23 protein-coding genes are annotated in these 22,307 nt (G+C 63.8%); 7 read left to right on the top strand and 16 right to left on the bottom strand.

The features are described from left to right. Window positions 1–118 precede the first annotated feature (118 nt). Window positions 119–499, bottom strand: a complete 381-nt coding sequence (locus tag NCS02_RS36480; protein WP_350029893.1) for a hypothetical protein — start codon at window positions 497–499, stop codon at window positions 119–121. Window positions 500–534: 35 nt separating this feature from the next. Next, the gene (locus NCS02_RS36475; protein WP_350029892.1) at window positions 535–714 is read right to left on the bottom strand and encodes a hypothetical protein; all 180 of its coding nucleotides are present in this window, start codon (window positions 712–714) and stop codon (window positions 535–537) included. 259 nt (window positions 715–973) lie between these two features. On the opposite strand from NCS02_RS36475, the gene NCS02_RS15525 reads away from it, so the two are divergent. Next, window positions 974–2,137 carry a metallophosphoesterase gene (locus tag NCS02_RS15525; protein WP_008353835.1) on the top strand — a complete coding sequence of 388 codons (1,164 nt, stop codon included), beginning with the start codon at window positions 974–976 and terminating at the stop codon, window positions 2,135–2,137. 210 nt (window positions 2,138–2,347) lie between these two features. Here the strand turns inward: NCS02_RS15525 and NCS02_RS15520 are convergent, their stop codons facing one another. From NCS02_RS15520 to NCS02_RS15500, 5 genes are all read right to left on the bottom strand, one after another. Continuing rightward, the gene (locus tag NCS02_RS15520) at window positions 2,348–3,394 is read right to left on the bottom strand and encodes a patatin-like phospholipase family protein (RefSeq protein ID WP_250502761.1); all 1,047 of its coding nucleotides are present in this window, start codon (window positions 3,392–3,394) and stop codon (window positions 2,348–2,350) included. Between the two features lie 61 nt (window positions 3,395–3,455). Continuing rightward, window positions 3,456–4,037 carry a hydrolase gene (locus NCS02_RS15515; RefSeq protein ID WP_008353837.1) on the bottom strand — a complete coding sequence of 194 codons (582 nt, stop codon included), beginning with the start codon at window positions 4,035–4,037 and terminating at the stop codon, window positions 3,456–3,458. Window positions 4,038–4,075: 38 nt separating this feature from the next. After that, a complete protein-coding gene (gene msrB, locus NCS02_RS15510) occupies window positions 4,076–4,555 on the bottom strand; it encodes a peptide-methionine (R)-S-oxide reductase MsrB (RefSeq protein WP_008353838.1) in 480 nt (159 codons plus the stop codon). Between the two features lie 42 nt (window positions 4,556–4,597). Next, on the bottom strand, window positions 4,598–5,359 hold the full coding sequence (locus NCS02_RS15505; RefSeq protein WP_008353839.1) for an ABC transporter permease: 762 nt from the start codon (window positions 5,357–5,359) through the stop codon (window positions 4,598–4,600). After that, entirely contained in the window at window positions 5,356–6,282 is a 927-nt protein-coding gene (locus NCS02_RS15500; RefSeq protein ID WP_008353841.1) for an ABC transporter ATP-binding protein, read from the bottom strand. The genes NCS02_RS15505 and NCS02_RS15500 overlap by 4 nt, the downstream gene beginning before the upstream one ends. A gap of 117 nt (window positions 6,283–6,399) precedes the next feature. Between NCS02_RS15500 and NCS02_RS15495 the strand changes: the two genes are divergently transcribed. After that, entirely contained in the window at window positions 6,400–6,885 is a 486-nt protein-coding gene (locus NCS02_RS15495) for a 2,4'-dihydroxyacetophenone dioxygenase family protein (RefSeq protein ID WP_008353843.1), read from the top strand. 89 nt (window positions 6,886–6,974) lie between these two features. Continuing rightward, the gene (locus NCS02_RS15490; protein ID WP_250502760.1) at window positions 6,975–7,826 is read left to right on the top strand and encodes a 3-hydroxybutyryl-CoA dehydrogenase; all 852 of its coding nucleotides are present in this window, start codon (window positions 6,975–6,977) and stop codon (window positions 7,824–7,826) included. Here NCS02_RS15490 and NCS02_RS15485 read toward each other — a convergent pair. After that, a complete protein-coding gene (locus tag NCS02_RS15485) occupies window positions 7,814–8,764 on the bottom strand; it encodes a glutathione S-transferase family protein (protein ID WP_008353845.1) in 951 nt (316 codons plus the stop codon). The genes NCS02_RS15490 and NCS02_RS15485 overlap by 13 nt on opposite strands. Window positions 8,765–8,819: 55 nt before the next feature. Beyond that, the gene (locus NCS02_RS15480; RefSeq protein ID WP_250502759.1) at window positions 8,820–9,782 is read right to left on the bottom strand and encodes an alpha/beta fold hydrolase; all 963 of its coding nucleotides are present in this window, start codon (window positions 9,780–9,782) and stop codon (window positions 8,820–8,822) included. Between the two features lie 106 nt (window positions 9,783–9,888). Between NCS02_RS15480 and NCS02_RS15475 the strand changes: the two genes are divergently transcribed. Beyond that, window positions 9,889–10,803, top strand: coding sequence for a LysR family transcriptional regulator (locus NCS02_RS15475; protein WP_008353847.1), 915 nt, complete (start codon window positions 9,889–9,891; stop codon window positions 10,801–10,803). 73 nt (window positions 10,804–10,876) lie between these two features. Here the strand turns inward: NCS02_RS15475 and NCS02_RS15470 are convergent, their stop codons facing one another. Genes NCS02_RS15470 through NCS02_RS15460 form a run of 3 tightly spaced genes read right to left on the bottom strand, consistent with a single transcriptional unit; the run spans window position 10,877 to window position 13,890 of the window. Beyond that, complete coding sequence (locus NCS02_RS15470; RefSeq protein ID WP_175983064.1) at window positions 10,877–11,524, bottom strand: ankyrin repeat domain-containing protein; 648 nt, start codon at window positions 11,522–11,524, stop codon at window positions 10,877–10,879. A gap of 3 nt (window positions 11,525–11,527) precedes the next feature. Further along, window positions 11,528–12,151 carry a c-type cytochrome gene (locus NCS02_RS15465; protein WP_250502758.1) on the bottom strand — a complete coding sequence of 208 codons (624 nt, stop codon included), beginning with the start codon at window positions 12,149–12,151 and terminating at the stop codon, window positions 11,528–11,530. Next, window positions 12,151–13,890: a pyrroloquinoline quinone-dependent dehydrogenase gene (locus NCS02_RS15460; protein ID WP_250523225.1), complete on the bottom strand. Its 1,740-nt coding sequence runs from the start codon at window positions 13,888–13,890 to the stop codon at window positions 12,151–12,153. The genes NCS02_RS15465 and NCS02_RS15460 overlap by 1 nt, the downstream gene beginning before the upstream one ends. 342 nt (window positions 13,891–14,232) lie before the next feature. Here NCS02_RS15460 and ydiK point away from each other — a divergent pair, with 342 nt between their 5' ends. Further along, a complete protein-coding gene (gene ydiK / locus NCS02_RS15455) occupies window positions 14,233–15,405 on the top strand; it encodes an AI-2E family transporter YdiK (RefSeq protein ID WP_250502756.1) in 1,173 nt (390 codons plus the stop codon). A gap of 191 nt (window positions 15,406–15,596) precedes the next feature. Further along, on the top strand, window positions 15,597–16,139 hold the full coding sequence (locus NCS02_RS15450) for a DUF6572 domain-containing protein (RefSeq protein ID WP_008353854.1): 543 nt from the start codon (window positions 15,597–15,599) through the stop codon (window positions 16,137–16,139). An 88-nt stretch (window positions 16,140–16,227) separates the two neighbouring features. Here the strand turns inward: NCS02_RS15450 and NCS02_RS15445 are convergent, their stop codons facing one another. The 4 genes from NCS02_RS15445 to NCS02_RS15430 all read right to left on the bottom strand — a co-directional run bounded on the left by NCS02_RS15445 (window position 16,228) and on the right by NCS02_RS15430 (window position 21,027). Further along, window positions 16,228–16,938, bottom strand: a complete 711-nt coding sequence (locus tag NCS02_RS15445; protein WP_008353855.1) for a hypothetical protein — start codon at window positions 16,936–16,938, stop codon at window positions 16,228–16,230. A 113-nt stretch (window positions 16,939–17,051) separates the two neighbouring features. Further along, on the bottom strand, window positions 17,052–18,164 hold the full coding sequence (locus NCS02_RS15440) for an enoyl-CoA hydratase/isomerase family protein (protein ID WP_175983068.1): 1,113 nt from the start codon (window positions 18,162–18,164) through the stop codon (window positions 17,052–17,054). An 8-nt stretch (window positions 18,165–18,172) separates the two neighbouring features. Further along, complete coding sequence (locus tag NCS02_RS15435) at window positions 18,173–19,879, bottom strand: AMP-binding protein (protein WP_250502755.1); 1,707 nt, start codon at window positions 19,877–19,879, stop codon at window positions 18,173–18,175. A 14-nt stretch (window positions 19,880–19,893) separates the two neighbouring features. Beyond that, complete coding sequence (locus NCS02_RS15430) at window positions 19,894–21,027, bottom strand: acyl-CoA dehydrogenase family protein (RefSeq protein ID WP_250502764.1); 1,134 nt, start codon at window positions 21,025–21,027, stop codon at window positions 19,894–19,896. 186 nt (window positions 21,028–21,213) lie between these two features. On the opposite strand from NCS02_RS15430, the gene NCS02_RS15425 reads away from it, so the two are divergent. Continuing rightward, window positions 21,214–22,236 carry an AraC family transcriptional regulator gene (locus NCS02_RS15425; RefSeq protein WP_502800879.1) on the top strand — a complete coding sequence of 341 codons (1,023 nt, stop codon included), beginning with the start codon at window positions 21,214–21,216 and terminating at the stop codon, window positions 22,234–22,236. Window positions 22,237–22,307 lie beyond the last annotated feature (71 nt).

Genomic DNA, 22,307 nt, shown 5'->3' with positions numbered 1-22,307 from the left:
GGCTGAGTCCTGTGATGTACAGAACTCAGCCCTTAGCGGCCTAGCCCAAAACTGTCCAACTTTGCGGGGTCAGTTCATTTCGTGCCGAGGCTTTTTGCCGTTTAGAACGTCCTGCCGATCATTGTGCCGACGTCACTTGCACCGCCGTCGCCGACACGTACACCGCGTGGATCGTGTCGCCCTTCTTCAGCTTCTCGGCAGCCATGCCCGGCGTGAGGTCGAGCGTCTCGGTGCGCCATGCGCCGCGCAGCGTGATCTTGCGCTTCTTCACGTCGACGCTTTCGACGGTCGCGATCGTCTCGATGCGGCGCGTCGCATCGAAACCCGTCACGCCGTCGGCACCCACGGTCGGCTGATAGGTCGTCGTATCGATGCGCGTACGGTCGCCCTTGGCCGCGCCCGTCACTTTCTCGGCGCTGACGAGCAACGCGGCCTTGTAGGTGACGTCGATCTGGTCGCCGACTTTCAATTGCTCGAAGCCTTTGACTTCCTTGCCCACCTGGACGGTCGAATCACCGTTCGCGCCGCGCACCATCAGCGCGCGATTCGCGCGATCGATGCCGAGATCTGCGCCCGGATATGAACCGGCTGCTCCTGGCTCACGACTTGTTCCGCGGTCGCCGCCAGCGTTCTGTCTTGCGCGAGCGCCGTGCCCGTCGAAGCGACGATTGCGGACAGGGAAAGGATTGCAGCGGCACACAGTTTCAGATTCATTGAATGGACTCCTCGAATAAAAACGCGATGCGGAAATTCCGCCGTGCGACTGTCGCAACGACAGTCGAGGCGGCGTATTTATAACGTCCGCGCCGCGTGCGCCGAGCCATTCGAACGATATATTACGATTCGCCATCTTCTCCGCGACGCGCGTCGACAAAGGCGCGCCCGGCGTCTAACCGGTAGAATCGGCCCCATATCCGCCACGGGCGCGCGCCGCCCGTCTCCTTGCCGCTTCCCCGATCTCTCCAGGAGCGCTATGCGACGCTCGGCATTCTTTCTCCGCTTCATCGGCATCGGCGTTCTGTTTCATATCTATGTGGGCGTCCGGCTCATCCCGGATGCGCCCGTCGGCCTGCCGCTCAAGGTGCTGGCGGCGCTGTTGCTTGCGGCATCGGTCATCACGATTCCGCTCGGCATGGCGGCCCGGCAGATCGAACCGCAGTCGCTTGCGGATCGCCTCGCCTGGTTCGGGCTGACGGCGCTCGGTTTTTTCTCGTCGCTGCTCTTGCTGACCTTCGCGCGCGACGTGATGCTCCTCTTCGTGCATCTCGCCGACTGGCTGCGCGGCGCGCCCGTCGGTTCGCCGATGCTCGTCGGCTATAGCGCGCTCGCCGTGCCGCTCCTCGCCGTGCTCTTCTCCGCGATCGGTTTCTACAACGCGCGGCGGCGCGCGCCGGTCGTGAGCGTGGATGTGCCCATCGACAATCTCCCGGCCGCGCTCCAGGGTTTCACGATTGCGCAGATCAGCGACATCCACGTCGGCCCGACGATCAAGCGGCACTATGTGGAACGCATCGTCGCCGCCGTGAACGGGCTCGAACCTGATCTCATCGCCGTGACAGGCGATGTCGTCGACGGCAGCGTGCCGAATCTCGCCGATCACACACGCCCGCTCGCGGGCCTCAGCGCGCGGCATGGCGCGTTTCTCGTCACCGGGAATCACGAATATTACTCAGGCGCGGACAAGTGGATCGCCGAATTTCGGCGTCTCGGCCTGACCGTGCTGCTCAATCAGCATGTCGTGCTGAATCATGACGGCGCTCAAGCCGTGGTCGCGGGCGTCACGGATTTCAGCGCGGGCAGTTTCGATCCGGCGCATCGCAGCGATCCCGCGAAGGCGATCAGCGGCGCACCCGACGACGCCATCGTGCGCGTGCTGCTCGCGCACCAGCCGCGCAGCGCCACGGCCGCCGCCGAAGCGGGCTTCACGCTACAGCTCTCGGGGCACACGCATGGCGGTCAATTCCTGCCGTGGAATTTCTTCGTGCGGCTGCAACAGCCGTTCGTCGCCGGACTCGTTAAGTTCAACGGACTGTGGGTCTATACGAGCCGTGGAACCGGCTATTGGGGACCGCCCAAGCGGCTGGGCGCGCCTTCAGAGATCACGCTGGTTCGACTGGTTGCGGCTACGGCCGCATAAAAAAAGGGACGCGCGCCGTAGGGTGCGGCGCGCGTCCAGCGCTCGGGGACAAGCGCTACTCCCGATCACGGTGATGAACGGGCAACTCGATTGACGGGCGGGGCCCCGCCAGCGAGTAAGTGAAAAATAGGCGAACAGAAAAACCGAGGACATAAGAAATCTCCTAAACAATGAAACGCAGTTCGATTGTCACGGAGTCCGAATCTCCACTCACGCTTTCGCCGACATCGCCGCGGGCGTCGTCGCATAGACGCTTCTGTGCGGGGCGGTGCCCTCGCGCGGCCAGTGGGAGCGGGCGTCGAAGAACCATTCCGCGCGCTCGCGTCCCTTGCGCATCAACGCATGAATCAGCGCCGGATTGCGATCGAGCTTGGATGCATAGTCGAGCGGCCCGGGATAATCCTTCGCGTCGAGATGCATCTCCACGACGCGAACCTTGATCGGCTTGTAGCGCTTTTCGAGCGACGCATCGGCTGCAAGCAGTTCGTTCACGCGCGTCGTGAAGTAAAGCTCCTGCCCGAGCGCGAGATTGCCGGACAACTCGTTGCGACGGTCGATGATCTCGTTCATCGATTCAGGCAACTCGCGCCGATACTGCGGATTGATCTGCACGACCCAGATTTCGTCGGGCCGCGAATCGAGCGCGAAGTCGGTGAATTCGCGCACCGGCGGATTGCTGCTGAAGAGGCCGTCCCAGCACATGCGCCCATCGGCCGCGACCGCGCGATACAGCGGCGGCACCGCAGCCGAGGCGACCAATTGGTCCTGATCGAGCCTGTCGCCGGGAAAGATCACGCGGTCGCCCGAACGCACGTCCGTTGCGCCGACGAGAAGCGTCGGCTTCGCGCGCAGTTGCGGATCGGCGGGAAGCGACGCGAAAGGCAGATGCTTGGCGAGCAGTTCGCGCAGGCGTTCTTCGGCTATCGGCGGATACAGATACGGACTGATCTCCGCATTGACGGGCAAGCGTGCGTACCACGTACCGACCGCGTTGACGACGATATCCGGCCCGTCGCGCGCCTCCAGATCCTTCCAGAACGCGGCGAGACGCCGCCTGGCGTCGGGCGGGCCGCCGAGCAGCAGTCCGCACCACGCGAGCGCGCTGCACATCGCGCCGCCCGACGTGCCGGACAGCGCCACCAGTTCGAAGCGGTTGACGAACTCGCCGCTCAGCAGCCGGTCGAGCACGCCCGCGGCGAATGCCGCATGGCTGCCGCCGCCCTGACACGCGATCGCTACTTTGGGAATGGCCGCCATCGCCGCACCTCTCGCGTCCGTCGATATCGGACGTACGCTACAGGATAGGCGACACGCGCCGCTATGCCAGCGCGGCGAGCACCTGCTGCGTCGAACGAATACGCCCGATGCGCGGAAAGATGTAGCGGCAGGTCGATTCGTGCGTGTCGGCGTTGAGATCGCTCATCGCGTCCTCGACAAACACTTGCTGATAACCGCGCTCGTGCGCGCCGCGCGCCGTCGAATCGACGCCGATCGCCGTCGCGATGCCGCCCAGCACGATCGTGCCGATGCCGCGCCGGCGCAGATGCGAGTCGAGGTCGGTATTGTAGAACGCGCCCCACTGCCGCTTCGTGACGACGATATCGGTTGCTTGCACGTCCAGTTCCGCGCACAGGTCGCTCCAGCCCGCCGGCTCCGGCGCTTCCTGCGCCTGACCTGCGTCGGTGATCGGCCGCAAGCCGCCGGGGGCGTTCGGAAACGCGACCTTGACGAACACGACCGGCGCGCCGAGCGCACGAAAGCGGTCGGCGAGCGCGCGCGCATTGGCGAGCACGCTCGCGGCGGAGTGAGGTTGCACGGGCAAGGCGGCGATGCCCGCCTGCAAATCGATCAGCACGAGCGCGGTCTTCGCGGCATCGAGCTTGAGTTCAGGTGCGTTCATGGCGAGTCGGCTAGAAATGGATGGATGACTGCGCGATGTCAGGCTTCGTCGTGCAGGAATTCAAGCGCCGCGCCGTTCATGCAATAGCGCAGGCCGGTAGGTTTCGGACCGTCGTCGAAAACGTGGCCGAGATGCCCGCCACAGCGCCGGCAATGGACCTCGTTGCGCATGTGGCCGGTCGCGTCCGCGTGCGTCGCGACTGCGCCATCGACCGGTTTCCAGAAGCTCGGCCAGCCGGTGCCGCTATCGAATTTCGTCGCCGACGAAAACAGCGCGGATCCGCATCCCGCGCACGCGTATGTGCCGTCGCGGCGTTCCTTGAGCAGCGGGCTCGAGAACGGCGGCTCGGTGCCGCCGCGCCTCAGCACGCGGAATTGTTCCGACGACAGACGGCGCCGCCAGTCCGCGCTGGTGTGATCGATTTCGTACGATCTGGCGGGCGCCGAGGGAAACCCGCCCGTGAAGGCGGCCGCCATCGCACCGAGAAAATTGCGCTTCGTGCGCCTCATGATCTTCATACGATGAACGCCCTCATGCCTTGGTTGACAGCCGGCGCCGCGCTACGTCTTGAACCGGTATCCCGTCTTGAAGATCCACGCGACGATCGCGATAAACACCGCAAGAAACACCAGCGTCATGCCGAAACTCACGCCGACGTGGACATCGGCGAGTCCGTAAAAGCTCCACCGAAAGCCGCTGATCAGATAGACGACCGGATTGAACAACGCGACCGCCTTCCAGAACGGCGGCAGGATATTGATCGAATAGAAGCTGCCGCCGAGGAACGTGAGCGGCGTGACGATCAGCAGCGGAATGATCTGCAGCTTCTCGAAGCCGTCGGCCCAGATGCCGATGATGAACCCGAGCAGGCTGAACGTTACCGACGTGAGTAGCAGAAAGACGATCATCCACACCGGATGATCGATTCTGAGCGGCACAAATAACCGCGCGGTCAGAAGAATGATGAGCCCGAGAATGACGGACTTCGTCGCCGCCGCGCCGACATAGCTCACGACGAGCTCGAAGTACGACACCGGCGCGGACAGCAATTCGTAGATGGTGCCCGTGAACTTCGGGAAATAGATGCCGAACGACGCATTGGCGATGCTTTGCGTCAGCAGCGACAGCATCACGAGGCCGGGCACGATGAACGCGCCGTAGCTGATGCCGTCGACTTCCGGAATGCGCGAGCCGATGGCCGCGCCGAAGACGACGAAATAAAGCGATGTGGAAATGACCGGCGACACGATGCTTTGCATCAGCGTGCGCCCGGCGCGCGCCATCTCGAAACGGTAGATCGCGCGAACGGCGTATAGATTCATTTGGCTTCCCTGACGAGGCTCACGAAAATATCTTCAAGCGAGCTTTGCGTCGTTTGCAGATCCTTGAAACGCACGCCGGCTTCGTCGACGTGACGAAGCAGCGCAATAATGCGGCCCGGCTCGTCCTGCGCGTCATATGTGTACGTGAGTTCGCCGCCGTCCGCCGAACGCGCGAGGCCGTAGGGCTGAAGCTGCGTCGGAATTTCGGCGAGCGGATGTTCGAGTTGCAGCGTGAGCTTCTTCTGCCCGAGCTTGCGCATCAGCTCGCGCTTTTCCTCGACGAGCACGATTTCGCCGCGATTGATGACGCCGATGCGATCCGCCATCTCCTCCGCTTCCTCGATGTAGTGCGTCGTCAGGATGATGGTCACGCCGTTGCCCTGCAGCTCTCGCACAAGGTTCCACATGTCGCGGCGCAATTCGACGTCGACGCCCGCGGTCGGCTCGTCGAGAAACAGAATCTCCGGTTCGTGCGCGAGCGCCTTCGCTATCAGCACGCGCCGCTTCATGCCGCCCGAGAGCGTCATGATCTTGTTGTCCTTTTTCGCCCAGAGCGACAGCGATTTCAGCACCTTCTCAACGTAAGCCGGATTCTTCGGCCGCCCGAAAAGCCCGCGGCTGAACGACACGGTCGCCCAGACGGTTTCGAAGGCGTCGGTGGTGAGCTCCTGCGGCACGAGACCGATCATCGCGCGCGCGGCGCGATAGTCGGTGACGATATCGTGACCGGCGACGGTCACTTTGCCCTCGCTCGGATTGACGATGCCGCAGACGGTGCTGATGAGCGTCGTTTTGCCCGCCCCGTTCGGGCCGAGCAGCGCAAAAATCTCGCCGCGACGGATTTCGAGGTTGATGTCCCTGAGCGCGCGAAAGCCCGACCCGTAGGTCTTGGACAGATTGGAAACGGTGATGATGGTCGACATGGCGTGGACGATAGCAGATACCGCGCCTTCCGGCTTGAATGAAGGGGTCGGCCATTCGGCCAATGTTCGACGCGCGCGGCAGTGCATAAAATGGCCGTTCCCGAAAGGAGCCACATCATGCTGTTCGAACAGATCCAGACCTCGTGCCTCAACGACGCCGACCTGCCGTGGGTGCCGTTCACGCCGTACAGCGAGCGCGTGCTCGTCAAGTATTTCAAGCTCGACCCGGTTCGCGGCGAAGTCATCGCGATGATGAAGGCGCCGGCGAAAGGCGAGATGCCCCGCCATCGTCATACGGGAACCGTGATCGTCTATACGGTGCAGGGGCGCTGGAAATATCGCGAGCACGAGTGGATCGCGGAGCCGGGCAGCATCGTGTACGAGACGGCGGGTTCGAGCCACACGCCCGAGGCGCTGCCACCGGATTCGGGGGGCGCGGACATCGTCACGCTCAATATCATTCAGGGCGAACTGCTGTTCGTGAACGACAAGGGCCACGTCCTCGCCGCCGAAAACTGGAAAAGCGGACTCGACCGATACCTTGCGTTTTGCGACGCAAACGGCATCGCGCCAAAAGATCTGACCGCCTTTTCCGCTGGTTAGAATCGATGCCAGGACGCGCCTCGCGCGCTTTCGACCATTTCCGGTTTGCCGGCCGCACGCGCCGGCGCAGATCAAGGAGGAGCAAAAGCATGAAGATTCAGACCGTCGGCATCGTCGGCGCAGGAACCATGGGCAACGGCATCGCGCAGGTCGCCGCCGTCGCGGGCCTCAAGGTCGTGATGATCGACGTCACCGACGCCGCGCTCGCAAAAGGCATCAAAACGCTGACGGGCAGCCTCGAGCGGCTCGTGTCGAAGGACAAGCTGGAGGCATCGGCGCGCGACGCGGCGTTGACGCGCATCGAAACGTCGACCGATTACGGACGTCTCGCCGCAGCGGACATCGTCATCGAAGCCGCGACCGAGAACGCGGAGCTCAAGAACCGCATTCTGAAGCAGATCGAAGACGCCGCGCGCGCCGATGCGATCATCGCGTCGAACACGTCGTCGATTTCGATCACCGCGCTCGCCGCGACGCTCGCCACGCCCGAGCGCTTCATCGGCATGCACTTTTTCAATCCGGTGCCGCTCCTGCAACTCGTCGAAGTGATTCGCGGCGTGCAGACGAGCGATGAAACCGCGTCCGCCGTGCGCGAACTCACCGAGAAGCTCGACAAATCGCCGATCGGCGTGCGCAATTCGCCGGGCTTCGTCGTCAACCGCATTCTCGTGCCGATGATCAACGAAGCGTTCTTCGTGCTGTACGAAGGCGTCGCGAGCGCGGAGGAAATCGACGCCGGCATGAAGCTCGGCGCGAATCATCCGATCGGACCGCTCGCGCTCGCGGACCTGATCGGCCTCGACGTGTGCCTCTCGGTGATGGACGTGTTCCTCAAGGACTTCGGCGATTCCAAGTACCGCGCCTGCCCGCTGTTGCGCGAGCTCGTGTCGGCGGGACGCCTCGGTCGCAAGACGAAGCGCGGCGTGTATCAGTACGATTGAGAAGCGACGAAATCGAGCACCGGTCCGGCGGGCACGATGCCCGTCGGATTGATCGTCCGATGGCTCTCGTAGTAATGCCGCTTGATGTGCTCGAAGTTCACGGTCGCGGCGATGCCCGGCATCGCGTAAACGTCGCGCACGAACTTTGACAGATTCGGATAATCCGCGATGCGCCGCAGATTGCACTTGAAGTGGCCGAAGTACACGGCGTCGAAACGCACGAGCGTCGTGAAGAGGCGAATGTCGGCTTCGGTGAACCGGTCTCCTGCGATATGGCGGTGCGTGCCGAGGCGTTCTTCGAGAAAATCGAGCGTCTCGAAGAGCGGCATCACCGCTTCCTCGTAGGCGGCTTGCGTCGTCGCGAAACCCGCCTTGTAGACGCCATTGTTGACCGTGTCGTAAATGCGCGCGTTGAGCGTGTCGATCTCTTCGCGCAACTCGCGCGGATAGTAATCGCCCGGCTTCGCGCCGATGCCGTCGAACGCCGAATTCAGCATCCGAATGATTTCCGACGACTCGTTATTGACGATCGTCCCGCGCTGTTTGTCCCACAGAATCGGCACCGTGACGCGACCGGTGTAATGCGGATCGGCGGCGGTGTACACCTGATGCAGATAGCGCGCGCCGTTGATCGAATCGGGCACGACGCCCGGCGCGTCGTCGAAGGTCCAGCCGTTTTGGAGCATCAGCCAGTTGACGACCGATACGTCGATCATCGCTTCCAGCCCCTTGAGCGCGCGCATGATGAGCGTGCGATGCGCCCAAGGGCACGCGAGACTCACATACAGGTGATAACGCCCTGCCTCGGCCTTGAAGCCGGTATCGCCGTCCGCCGTGACCCAGTTGCGAAACGCCGCGTCCTTGCGCACGAAGCGTCCGCCCGTGGATGACGTGTCGTACCACTTGTCCTGCCATTTTCCGTCGACGAGCAGTCCCATTTCGATTCTCCTTGCGTGGGGTGGCGCAATCGGCGCGCCACGGCATTCATATCAATCAGTCTTGCTCGATGAAGCGCACGAGTTGCGCCATCGTCGCGTCCGGCGCTTCTTCCATCAGCCAGTGGCCCGCGCCCGGCACGACCACGCCTTGCACGTTCGTCGCGACGAGCTTCGCCTGATCGATCAGAAACGTGCCCGACGCGCGCTCGCCGGTGAGGACGAGCATCCGCATCGGAAGCGGCGTCTTCGCGAACGCGGCAAAATCGTCCGCGTCTTGCGGGAACCCATGAAAGTATTCGAAACCCGCGCGCATGCGGCCGTTGCGCGCGTATTGCGCCGAATAATAGCGGCGATCGGCTTCGCTCACCGAATGCGCGGGATCGGCGGCGAAGTCGTTCCAGAAGTGCTCGAAGAAAACGCGCTCGCGTCCGCGAACCAGCTTTTCGGGCGTGTCGCCGTAGAAATTGAAGTGCCATTTATCGCGCAACAGCCAGACTTTCTGCCAGTCGCCGACGCCCGGCAGAAACGCGTCCATCAGCACGATGCTTTCGACTTCGTCGGGATATTGCGCGGCGTACGCATACGCGACCATCAGCCCGATGTCATGCCCGACCAGCTTCACCTTGCGATAGCCCAGCGCTTGCACCATCGCGTGAATGTCTTGCGCGAGCGTCTTCTTGTCGTAGCCGGAAGCGGGCATCGCGGAGCCGCCCGCGCCCGGCAGATCCGGCGCGATTACGACGCGCTCACCGCCAAGACGCGTCATCAGCGGTTGCCACATGCGGCTCGTTTCCGTGTAGCCATGCAGGAGGACGACGGGCGTCGCGTCGCCGTGTCCAACTTGCAAATAGTGCAGTTCGACGCCGTTCGCATCGATCGTGCGGGAGTGGATCGCGCTCGCGGCGGCGACCGGTTGCGGCGGGCGCGGCGCGTTCGTGGCATACGCGGACGGTTGCAGCGCAGCGGCGGCGACAAGCATGCCAACGGCGCGGCGAATCGTGTACAGGAAGGTTTTCATCGTTCAGCTCCATCGAAGGTTCGGTTATCCGATGACGCTCAGGTTGGACCCCCGCCGCGCTTTTGCCGTACGATCCGGACGATGAACTCGTTCGATGGAGTCGAACATGTTGTCAGAGGAAGAACTCTCGCTGCTCGATGCGATTCGTGAAACCGGCAGCTTGTCGCGCGCGGCGGCGCGGCTCGGCAAGGCGCCGTCCACCGTGTCGCACGCGGCGCGGCAACTGGAAACACGTTTCGACGCGCTGCTCTTCGACCGGCGGCGTTATCGGCTGCAACTGACGCCCGCCGGACATCTTCTCGCCGATGAAGCCTCGCGCCTGATGCTCGACGTGTCGCGGCTCACGCAACGCGTGAAGCAGGTCGCGAGCGGCTGGGAAGACCGGCTGTGGCTCGTCTGCGATGAAATCCTCGAATTCGAGACGCTGCTGCCGGTCGTGCAGGCGTTCGACGCGCTCGGTTCCGGCGTGGCGCTGCGCATCACGCACGAAGTGCTCTCCGGCACCTGGGAAGCGTTGCGCGACGGCCGCGCGGATCTGATCGTCGGCGCGACCAACGAGCCGCCCGCGATTCCCGGTCTGCGCTGGTTCGAGCTCGGCGTGATGCAGTGGGTGTTCGCCGTGTCGCCGCGTCATCCGCTCGCGAGCGTCAGCGGGCCGCTCAAGCGCGAGCAGATCGCGGCGCATCGTGCGGTTGTCGTCGCGGATTCGTCGCGTTCGGCGGGACGCGCTTACGGCGTGCTCGGCGGTCAGGCCGCGCTCGCCGTGCCGACGATGCGCGCAAAAATTCTCGCCCAGCGGCAAGGCCTGGGCACGGGCTGGGTGCCGCGCTATCGCGTGCAGGCGTTGTTTGCGCGCGGCGAACTCGTCGAAAAGGAAACCGCCGATCCGCGCGAGCCGAACGTGTTGTATGTGGGCTGGCGCGGCGATCACGAAGGCCGCGCGCTGCAATGGTGGATCGAGCAGTTGCGGCAACCGCGTCTCGCGCAACGTCTCGTCGATGGCATCGACGCGTTCGCGTGACGCGGCCGCGTGTTCGCGAAACGGCCGAGGCCAGCGATTTGCAGCGCGTCGGCGCGCAACGCTCCCCGGCCGATTAACCCTTCGACAGCAACTCGACGACGCGCATCGAATGCGTCTGCTCGGCGATGTCCTTCGCTGTCAGGCCGCGATCGTCGCGCAGATCGCGTTTCGCGCCGCGCGCGAGCAACATCGACGCGGTTTCGTCGCGATCGTAGCCTGCCGCCCACATCAGCGCGGTCAGATGATTGCGATACGCCGCGTTCACATCGACACCGGCATCGAGCAGACGCTGCACGATCGCCGTGCGCCCCTGCCCCGCCGCGTATTCGATCGCCGTCTTGCCGACGCGATCCGTCGCGGCGACATCCGCGTGACGCGCGATCAACAGCGCGGCGATTTCGTCGTTGCCGTCGAAGGCCGCGGCCATCAGCGGCGTGATGCCCTGCACGTTGGCCTGGCTGACGTTCGCGCCGCGCTCGATCAGCATGCGCGCCATCGGCGCGAGGCCCTTCTTGCACGCGCTGATGAGCGGCGTGTCGCCGATGCGATTGCGCGAATCGATCGCCGCGCCTTCATCGAGCAAGCGCGCGACGGACGCCTGATCGCCTTCGCGCGTCGCGGAAAGCAGGCGTTCGTTGAGCGTGTAGGCGTCCTGTTGCGCGTAAGCGATCGCGCATGTCATCGACAGGAAAATGGTCAGCAAGCGTAGGCGTTTTGTCATGCGTCATTGCAGATTCGCGATGTAGTTCGCCAGATTCTCGATGTCGGCGTCGGTCAGATTCTTCGACACGCTCGTCATGTTGCCCGCGTCGTTGGTGCGCTTCCGGTCGCGGAAGTCCTGCAACTGCTTCACGATGTACGGATACTGCTGTCCCGCCACGCGCGGGATCTCGTTCTGCCCGGAGAAGCCGCCGAGATGGCACATCGTGCACAGAATCTCTTCGGACTTCTTCCTGCCCGCTTCCACTTTCACCGGGTCCGCCTTGAAATCGGCGGCGATGGGCTTTTGCGCGGCGAAGTAATCGGCGAGCACGTGCATGTCGTCGGGCGTGAGATTCGCGGCCATCGGCGACATCCGCGGATCGCTGCGGCGGCCCGCCTTGAAGTCGCGCAATTGCACATAAATGTAGCGCGACGTTTGCCCCGCGAGCGACGGATAATCGCCCGTCGTCGAATTGCCGTTGATGCCGTGGCACGATGTGCAGATGGCGGCCTTCGTCGCGGCAGCCGTCTGCGCGTCCGCGGCGCGCGAGAGCGACGGCAGCGACAACAGCAGACACGCGACGAGCCACAGCGCGTAGACGAGCCAGACACGCACGCGTTTCGATCGCTTCGAAGGCGTCATCATCAAGGCAGCGCGAACACGAGCAGGCTGTTGCCGCGCTTGAAGTCGAGCTGCGTGTTGCCGCCCGCCGCGACCGCGATGTACTGCTTGCCGTTCACCATGTACGACACCGCCGGCGCGTTGACCCCCGCGCCGCACTGGAACTCCCAGAGCTTGCGGCCGGTGGCGGCGTCGAAGGCGCGGAACAGGCCGTTGCCTTCGCCGTTGAAGACGAGCCCGCCCGCCGTCGCGAGTACGCCGCCGATCAACGGCTGATCCGTCTTGAAGCCCCACGCGATCTTGCCGGTATCGACGTTCACCGCAACGAGCCTGCCCCATTGCTGCTCGGAAGGAATCACCTTGAACGCGCCGCCGAGCCACAGCTTGCCGCCGGGGTACGCGACTTCCTCGACCTGATACGTCATCGGCTGATGCAGGTTCGCCGCATACGCCATGCGCGTCTTCGGGCTGAAGGCCATCGGCGACCATTCGACGCCGCCGTTCGCGCCCGGCAGCATCCGCGCGCCGGTGGGCGTCGGCAGTGTCCACACGCCTTCCTGCGGAATCATCGCTTCGGAGACGCGAATCAGCTTGCTGTCGCGGCGATCGTGCACATAGACGAAGCCCGTCTTGCCGCCGTGGATGATGCCCGGAATCATCTGCCCGTTCTTGTCCTTCACGTCGATGAGAATCGGCGGGCTCGCCGCGTCGAGATCCCATACGTCGTGCGCGATGTACTGGAAGTGCCACTTGTACTTGCCGCTGTCGAGATCGACGGCGACGAGCGAATCGGTATAGAGATTGTCGCCGGGACGAATCGCGCCGTAGAGGTCCGGCGACGGATTGCCGACCACGAAGTACACCGTGCGCGTCTTGCGATCGATCGCGGGCGCCATCCACACGCCGCCGCCGAGCGTCTTGTTGAAGTCGCCGCCCTTCTCCGCGAGCGTCTTCTTTTCCGCCGCGATGTCGCGCTTCATGTTGCGGCCGACGGCGTCGTTCTCGGCCCAGACGCCTTCGCTGCCGGTATCGGGAATCGTGTAGAACGTCCACAGCAACTGGCCGGAGTTCGCGTCGAACGCCTTCACGAAGCCGCGTATGCCGTACTCGCCGCCGTTCGTGCCGATCAGCACCTTGTCTTCGACGACGACGGGCGCCATCGTCTCCGAATAGCCTTCTTCGGGATCGGCGATCTGCGTCGACCAGAGCACGTTGCCGGTCTTCGCATCGAGCGCGACGAGCTTCGAATCGAGCGTGCCCATGAAGAGCCGGTCGCCCGAGATCGCCACGCCGCGATTGTTCGGACCGCAGCAGAACGTCGTGACCGGACCCATCTTGTGCTTGTAATGCCAGAACTCCTTGCCCGTGACCGCGTCGATCGCGTAGACGTGGTTGTAGGACGTGGTCAGGAACATCACACCGTTCGAGACGATCGGCGCGGTTTCCATCGACTCCATCACGGCGGTCTGGAAGATGAACGCCGGTTTGAGCTTGGCGACGTTCGACGTGTTGATCTGCGTCGCGGGCGCGTAGCGCGTTTCGGCATACGATCCGTTCGAATGCAGCCACGACGCGCTGTCGCCCGCGGCGCCGTCGAGCTGCTGCTGCGAGATGGATCGCAGCGAGCTCGGGACTGGCGAGGCTTGCGTCGTGTTGGCGTTCTGGATTTCGTCGGCGGCTTCGATTCCGGGCGATGTCACGATCCCGAAAGCACCGACGGCAACAATGAGCGCAACGAGCGAGGTACGGGAAAAACCGGCCATGTCAGTCTCCCAAATCGTTCTTGTGTGGGCCTCGTTATGCGCGGCGGAACATTGCGTGCCCTCTTCTGCGCCCGCAAAAAAGAATAGGCAATTTAAAAATGCATTTCCAGATTTCGTTAAAGGCGCGCGTTCGTTTCGGCACGCGCTGCACGAAGGGTATTTCAGGGGAAGACGGGCGCCGATTTTTAGTAGTATGGATTGGCGTGCCGTTATGATTGCGCCCGTCGATGCCGGGAGCGGCTTGCCGGATCGCCGGCTTTCGCTTATCGCTCGTTCATCCTCGTCACGCGCGTGGCCTTTGCGCGGGCGCCGCTTCGATCATCACCTTTATCCGGACGCATCATGCCCATCCTATCCAACGGACAGCCGAATCCGAATCCCCGCCAGCCGGTGGACATCGCGCGCATTCTGCTCGTCATCACGATCCTGACCGCGCTCACGGTCGGCAGTCTCTACGTGCTGCGCCCGTTCCTGCCGGGACTCATCTGGGCGACGACGATCGTCGTCGCGACCTGGCCGCTCATGCTCGCCGTGCAGCGCCGCTGCGGCAATCGCCGCTGGATCGCGACCACCGTCATGCTGCTGATGCTGCTGGTCGTCATCGTGCTGCCGCTCTATTCGGCGATCTCGACGCTCGCGGAGCACGGCGGCGAGATCATGGCCGCCGTCAAGAGTCTGCCGAGCTACGCGCTGCCGCCGCCGCCGGGCTGGATCCATGACGTGCCGCTCGTCGGCGCGCGCGTATCGAAGGAATGGCAGATGCTCTCCGACGCCGGCCCCGGCGGCCTGCTCGCGAAGCTCGAACCCTACGTGACGATCGTCGCGCGCTGGATGCTTTCGCATGCGGCCGTGGTCGGCGTGTTCGTCATGCACATGGTGATCACCGTCATCATCTCCGGCATTCTGTACACGAACGGCGAGGCGGCCGGCCGCTTCGTCACGCGCTTCGCGACGCGCATCGCCGTGCAGCGCGGCGCCGAAGCCGTCAAGCTCGCCGGCCTCGCGATCCGCGCGGTCGCGCTCGGCATCGTCGTGACGGCGGTCACGCAATCGGCGCTCGGCGGCATCGGGCTTGCGGTTGCGGGCGTGCCCGCCGCGGGCATCATCACCGCGGTCATGCTGATGCTCTGCCTCGCGCAGATCGGCCCGCTCCTGCCGCTGCTCGGCGGCGTTGCATGGCTCTTCTGGAACGGATCGACCGTCGTCGCTTCGATGCTGCTCGTGTGGTCGATCATGATCGCGATGCTCGATAACTTCCTGCGCCCCATTCTCATCAAGCGCGGCGTGAATCTCTCGATGCTGCTGATTCTCTCCGGCGTGCTCGGCGGGATGTTTGCATTCGGAATAGTCGGATTGTTCATCGGTCCGGTGATTCTCGCCGTGACGTCGACGATTCTGAACGCGTGGATCAACGAGCAACCGCCGCTGCCGCAAGTCGAAGCGATGAGTAACGAGGAAATCGCGGACACCCCGTCGGCGCGGGGTCTCGCGGATACATCGGGAAGACAGAGTTAATTGATAAAGATATTCTCGATTTGTCGCATTTTTTATCGACAATCGGAATGCGCTTAAATCGAGAATTCGGACTCTTACGAAAATGAGATTTTGTGCCGGTTAACACGGTGTTTCACGGTTTTTGGGCGATGCATATCCGTTACAATGCAATCCTTCGTTATTTGCCCGATTGAGGGCGCAGGGGATTGACCATGTCTTTGCGTGACGTGGACGACATCGATTACATCGGAGTGAATATTCTCTTCAAGCGCGTATATGTCGGGCTCTTCGACGATCTGGACTGGCGCGATGAAGAGAAGCATCAGGATTTGCTCACAAAGAAGATCGACCGCTACATCCGTTATATTCGTTCAGGCAAATTGCTGTTGAATTATCCGAAAGTTCGCGGCTATGAGATCGTGGTCGAATACGTGTCGATGCATCCCATGACGCCGTCGGGACTCGAATTCTGGAAATCGCGCGAACGCGTCGTGACCGACGCGGGTTACAAGGTGCATATCCGTGGCGTCGACGTGCGTCATTCGCTCGGCATTTCCGTCGATAAACCGGAGCGCGTCGCAGCCGAACCGGTCGAGCCGCCCGCGCTGGAAGTGCTCGATCCCGACCCGCGCATGCAGCAACTCGCCGACGTCGCCGACGTTTCGTATCTTCCGCCCTCGATGCCCAAATCGGGCCTGCCGCAGGCGCTGCCCCTGCTCAGGCGTCTCGCGATGCGTCAGGCGGCAAGCTACTGAACCAACTCCCGCGATCGAAAAAAGCGGCGTGGCTCGCATGAGCCCCGCCGCTTTTCCTTTGCGCGCGTGATCGCCGCTTCACATCGCGTTACTGCGCGCCGCTCAGCGCCGCTGTCGCGATCGACGGCACCGAAATGCCATTGGTCTTCGCGTACTGCACCGCTTGCGAGAGCGTCTGCATGAGCGACTGCAACTGCCCCGGCGCCGATTGCGCCACATAGCTCGCCGCCTGCACGGTCGACGGATTCGAACCCGCCTCCAGCAGCGACGACATGTTCATCGAATTCGTCACCGAGCCGAGATTCGATTGCAGGCCGGCGTACTGCTTTACGCCCTGCCCGAGCGACGCGAGGCCGTCGCTGAAGGTCTTCTTGCTGGCGGCTGTCGGCGGCGTCGCGGAGCCGTTCGTGAATGCCTGCATCAGCGATTGGGACACGCTCTGCTGCGTGCCGCCGAGTTGCGACAATACGCTCGTGCTCGGAACGGCGTTCCCGCCCGATGCGCCGGAGAGCAACCCCGCCGCCGATTGCGCCTGGCTCGCGACGCTCGACATGCCCATCGCCGAGGCGAGGGTCGACTGCCCGGTCAGCACTTGCTGGTTCGCGCCGACATAGCTTTGCAGAAGCGAATTCAGCGCCGAAGGCTGCGTCGCGCCGTTCGCGCCCGACGTCACGTCAGACTTGCCGCTCCCGAAGCCGAACTGTTGAAGATTGAGTTGTGCGTACGATGCCCCCGGCGCGATTACCGCAAATGCGATCCCAGCCGAAAGAAGCGCCGTTCGATACGTACGGTTCGCCATGTTCGGTTCCTCCTCAGAATTGTCCGATGTTCGATAAGCCCGATTCGACCATCGGTCATCTGGACGGTTCGCTGCAGAAACATTTGCTTGCGAATTCCGTCGAGAGGTCCCGCCTACAGATCGGCGAGCGGATGCATTTCCCTGCGCCACGGCGATGACAGGAAGTGCTGCACGCGCTCGGCGCGCACTTGCGCGAGCGTCGTCGGCGCGAAACGCGGCCGCTCGTCCTTGTCGATGATGAGCGCCCGCACGCCTTCGACGAAATCGCCGTCATCGATCGCGCGGTACACGACGCCGAGTTCCATGCGAAAGCAGTCCGCGAGCGACATCTGACGGCCACGCAAAAGCGCGTGATACGTGACTTCGAGCATCGTCGGCGAATGGCTTTCGAGCAGCGCGAGCGTCGCGCGCGCCCAGTCGGATTCATCCGTTGCGAGCGATGCGACGATGCGTTCCACGCCGCCCGTCGCGCACACGGCGAAATGGCGTTTGATTTGCGCGCGCATATCGTCGAGCGGCGCGTGCCGTTCGATATTCGCGCTCGGCACGAACACGCGCGCCACTTGCGTCATCGTGTCCTGCGCATCGTCCCAGCGGATAGCTTCGAGACGCTCGACGAAACTGCGCAGCCACGTCGACGGCACGCATTCGTCCGCGAGACCGACACGCCGCGCATCCGCGCCCGACAGACGCGCGCCCGTCAACCCGACGTAAAGCGCGAGATCGCGCGGCAGCACGCGCAGGAAATGCGTCGCGCCGACATCGGGCAACAGGCCGATGCGCGTCTCCGGCATCGCCATGCGCGTGCGCTCGGTCGCGATGCGCAACGCCGCGCCTTGCGCGAGGCCCATGCCGCCGCCCATCACGATGCCGTCCATCAGCGCGATAACCGGCTTCGCAAAGCGATGCACCGTGAAATCGAGCCGATATTCATCGATGAAAAACTTGAGCCACGGCGTCTCGTGATGCGGATCGTTGCGCGCCGCGTGATAGAGCTTGCGCACGTCGCCGCCCGCGCAAAACGCCTTCTCTCCCGCGCCGCGCAAGACGACCGCGGCGATCGAATCGTCCGCGGCGCATTGCGCGAAACGTTCGGCGAGATGCGCGATCATGCCGTGCGAGAGCGCGTTCAAGGCATGCGGACGGTCGAGTGTGACGATCGCCACGCGGTTCACGACCTCGAAGGCGACTTCGGGCGCGTCGCGTGAAAGTTCAAGCGTGCTCATGAATTCCTTTAGTCGGCCTTGCTGGTCTGGCGCAGCTCCGGGAAATCTTCCTCCCAGAACTCGAACTCGCCGCGCGCGCCGTCCTGCGTGCGCGCGATTTCCTGCCGGCGCAAATCGACGCGGCGAATCTTGCCGGAGATGGTCTTCGGCAATTCCGCGAATTCGAGCCGGCGGATGCGCTTGTACGGCGCGAGCCGTTCGCGCGAGAACGCGAACACGCTTTTCGCGAGTTCGGGTCCGATCGAATAGCCGTGACGCAGCGTGACGAACGCCTTCGGCACCGAAAGACGCAGCGGATCGGGACTCGGCACGACAGCCGCCTCGGCGATCGCTTCGTGCTCGATCAGCACGCTTTCCAGCTCGAACGGGCTCAAGCGGTAATCCGACGACTTGAACACGTCATCCGCGCGGCCGACGTAGACGAAGTAGCCGTCCGCGCCACGCGCGGCGACATCGGATGTGCGATAGAAGCCGCCTCGCATCGCGTTTTCGGTGGCCTTGGGGTTATCGGCGTAACCGGTCATCAGGCCGAGCGGCGGCGGATCGAGCGCGAGCGCGATTTCGCCTTCTTCGGCAGGATTGCCATCCGGATCGAGCAAGGCCACGCGATAACCCGGCAGCGGACGGCCCATCGAGCCCGGCACGAGCCGCTGGCCCGGCGTGTTGGCAATCTGCGCGGTGGTTTCGGTCTGGCCGTAGCCGTCGCGGATCGGCAATCCCCACGCATGCTGCACGCGCTCGATGATCTCCGGATTCAGCGGCTCGCCCGCCCCGACGATCTCGCGCAGCTTCACCTCGTACGACGCGAGTGGCTCCTGCACGAGCATGCGCCACACGGTCGGCGGCGCGCACAGCGTCGTGACTTCGTGCTTCACGAGCACATCGAGCGCGCGGGCGGCATCGAAACGGCTGAAGTTGTAGATGAACACGCACGCCTGCGCGTTCCACGGCGCGAAGAAGCAGCTCCACGCGTGTTTCGCCCAGCCGGGCGAGCTGATGTTCCAGTGGACGTCGCCGGGTTGCAGGCCGATCCAGTACATCGTCGAGAGATGCCCGACCGGATAACTCTGATGCGTATGCGCGACGAGCTTCGGCTTCGACGTCGTGCCGGACGTGAAGTACAGCAGATACGGATCGTTCGCGGACGTTTCGCCGTCCTTGGCGAATTCCGCCGATGCGTCGTACGCGGCTTCATACGCGAGCCAGCCGTCCTGCGCGCCGTCCACCGCGATGCGCAAGCCCGGTACGTCGATGACATCGAATTTCCTCGTTTCGGCTGCATCGACGATCACATGCTGCACGCCGCCTAGCGCGATGCGGTCGCGCAAATCCGCGCTCGCAAGCTGCGTCGTCGCGGGCAGGACGATCGCGCCCAGCTTCATCGCGGCGAGCATCGTGTCCCATAGCTCGACGCGATTCGGCAGCATCAGCAGAATGCGCTCGCCGCGTTTCACGTTCAGCCCCCGCAAATGATTCGCGACGCGCGCGGAACGCTCGCTCATCTGCGCAAACGAAAGCCGTGTCTCGTCGCCGCTTTCGCCGACGATCTGCAACGCAGGCGCGTCGTTGCCGCGCGCCATCGGATCGAAATAATCGAGCGCCCAGTTGAAGCGATCGAGCGACGGCCATCTGAAGTCGCGATACGCGGTGTCGTAGTCCGTGCGATGAGCAAACAGGAAGTCTCGTGCTTCGATGAATGCCTGGGCTTCGTTCATTGCGTCTCCAAGATTTATACGTTGCGCGCGATCACCATCCGCTGCACTTCGCTGGTGCCTTCGTAAATCTGCGTGATGCGTGCATCGCGATAATGACGCTCCACCGGATAATCCTGCAGATAGCCGTATCCGCCGTGAATCTGGATCGCGTCCGAACACACGCGCTCCGCCATTTCCGACGCATACAGCTTCGCCTGCGACGCCTCCGACAGACACGGCACGCCTTCGGTACGCATGCGCGCCGCGTGATGAATCAAGAGGCGCGCGGCGTTGATCTGCGTTTGCATGTCGGCGAGCATGTTGGCCACCGACTGATGTTCCTGAATCGGCTTGCCGAACTGCACGCGCTCCTTCGCATAGGCGCGCGCCGCATCGAATGCCGCGCGCGCGATGCCGAGCGCCTGCGCCGCAATGCCGATGCGCCCGCCTTCCAGATTCGACAGCGCGATCTTCAAGCCCTCGCCGCGCTTGCCGAGCAGATTCGCGGCGGGAATCGCGCAATCGTCGAAGTTGATCGGACACGTATCCGACGCGCGGATGCCGAGCTTGTGCTCCGGCGCGCCGACGTTGAAGCCGGGCGTGTCCGTCGGCACGATGAACGCAGAGAGGCCGCGCTTGCCCTGATCGGGATCGGTCACGGCGAAAACGATCGCCACGCCCGCGCGCTTGCCGTTCGTCACGAACTGCTTGCTGCCGGAAATGACCCACTTGCCGTCTTTCTCGACGGCGCGCACGCGCAGGTTGTTCGCTTCGGAGCCCGCCTGCGGCTCCGTCAGGCAGAACGCGCCGATAACCTCGCCGCTCGCGAGCTTCGGCAGCCATTCGGCCTTCTGCGCGTCGGTGCCGTACGCGAGGATCGGCCCGCAGCCGACCGAGTTGTGCACGCTCATCATCGTCGCGCAGGACGCGCAGCCGGCGGCGATCTCTTCCATCGCGAGTGCGTAGGCGGTGTAGTCGCTGAAGGTGCCGCCGAGTTCGGCGGGCACGATCATCCCGAGCAGGCCGAGTTCGCCCAGTTGCCGCACGACTGCGTCGGGGATCGCGCCGTCCTTGTCCCACTGGCCCGCGTTCGGCGCGAGCGCTTCGGTTGCGAACTGGCGAGCCGCGTCGCGGATCATGCGTTGCTCTTCGGTGAGAAATGCGTCGATCATGTTCTGAATTCGGTGATGGGGGCTTGCGCGGCGAGGCTCGCCGCATCGATCGTTTAAACTTTCTGGCCGCCGCTCGCCCGGTCGATGATGGGCGGCTGGGCCGTCTGAGCACGAGTCTAGGCAATCGCCTAACGTTAGCCGATGCCCAAAACGATCACGCTAACTGAGCGCTTTGGCCACCTAGTGACAACCCCAAGTACCAAAAAAAAGATCGAGCGCGACTCGATTTCCGTGAGCCTCGTCGAAGCCGCATTGCGATGCGCCGAATCGCGCGGCGTCGCGCGCGGGCATTTGCTGGCCGCGGCGGGCATCGCGCCGGCGACGCTCGATTCGCCGCGCGCGCGGGTGTCGCCGGTCCAGTACGGCAAGCTGTGGAACGCCACCGCCGACGCGCTCGACGACGAGTTCTTCGGCCAGGACGCCCATCCGATGCGGCGCGGCAGCTTCGTGCTGCTATGCCACGCGGCGCTTTCCTCGCGCGACGGCGCGCAGGCGCTCGGGCGCATCGCGACTTTCATGCGGCTCGTGCTCGACGATCTGAGCTTCGAGCCGGACATCAACGACAAGCGCGTGCGAATCTGGCTCGCCGACAAAGCCGGACCGAAGTCGATGTTCGCCTACGCGACGGGCTTCATCCTCGTGTATGGGCTCTTGTGCTGGCTGGTCGGGCGGCGCATTCCGGTGCTCGCGGCGCACATGCGCTGCCCCGAGCCCGCCGACAGCGACGAATATCGCCTCATGTTCTGCAACGACCTGCGTTTCGACGCGACGCGCTCGTTCGTCGACCTGTCGGCCGAATGCGCGGCGCTGCCGATCGTGCAGACGTCCGCCACGCTCAAGCGCTTCCTGCGCGATGCGCCGGCGAATTTCATCGTGAAGTATCGCAATCCGGATTCGCTCGCGGCGCGCATCCGGACGCGTCTTCGGCAAACCGCGCCGACGGACTGGCCGGAAGCCGAAAGCATCGCGGCCGCGCTGCATATGGCCGAAGCCACGCTGCGGCGGCGTCTGAAGCAGGAAGGGCTGACCTATCAGACGATCAAGGACGCATTGCGGCGCGATCTGGCCATCGCGCGTCTTGCGCATACGCAGGAGACGATTCCGCAAATCGCCGATGCGCTCGGCTTCGCGGAACCGAGCGCGTTCCGGCGCGCATTCAGGAAGTGGACGGGCGTGCGCCCCGCGGATTACCGGCGGGAGAGCTGAAGCGCGCGAACATCGAGGCTGCTATATTGAATCGTCCATGATTTCGCACCTTGGAGCGCACCATGACCAAA

Source organism: Caballeronia sp. NCF2 (assembly GCF_023631205.1).
Lineage (GTDB): Bacteria > Pseudomonadota > Gammaproteobacteria > Burkholderiales > Burkholderiaceae > Caballeronia > Caballeronia zhejiangensis.
Note: the sequence above shows the minus strand (reverse complement) of the source record. Positions and strands in the feature narration are given on the sequence as shown.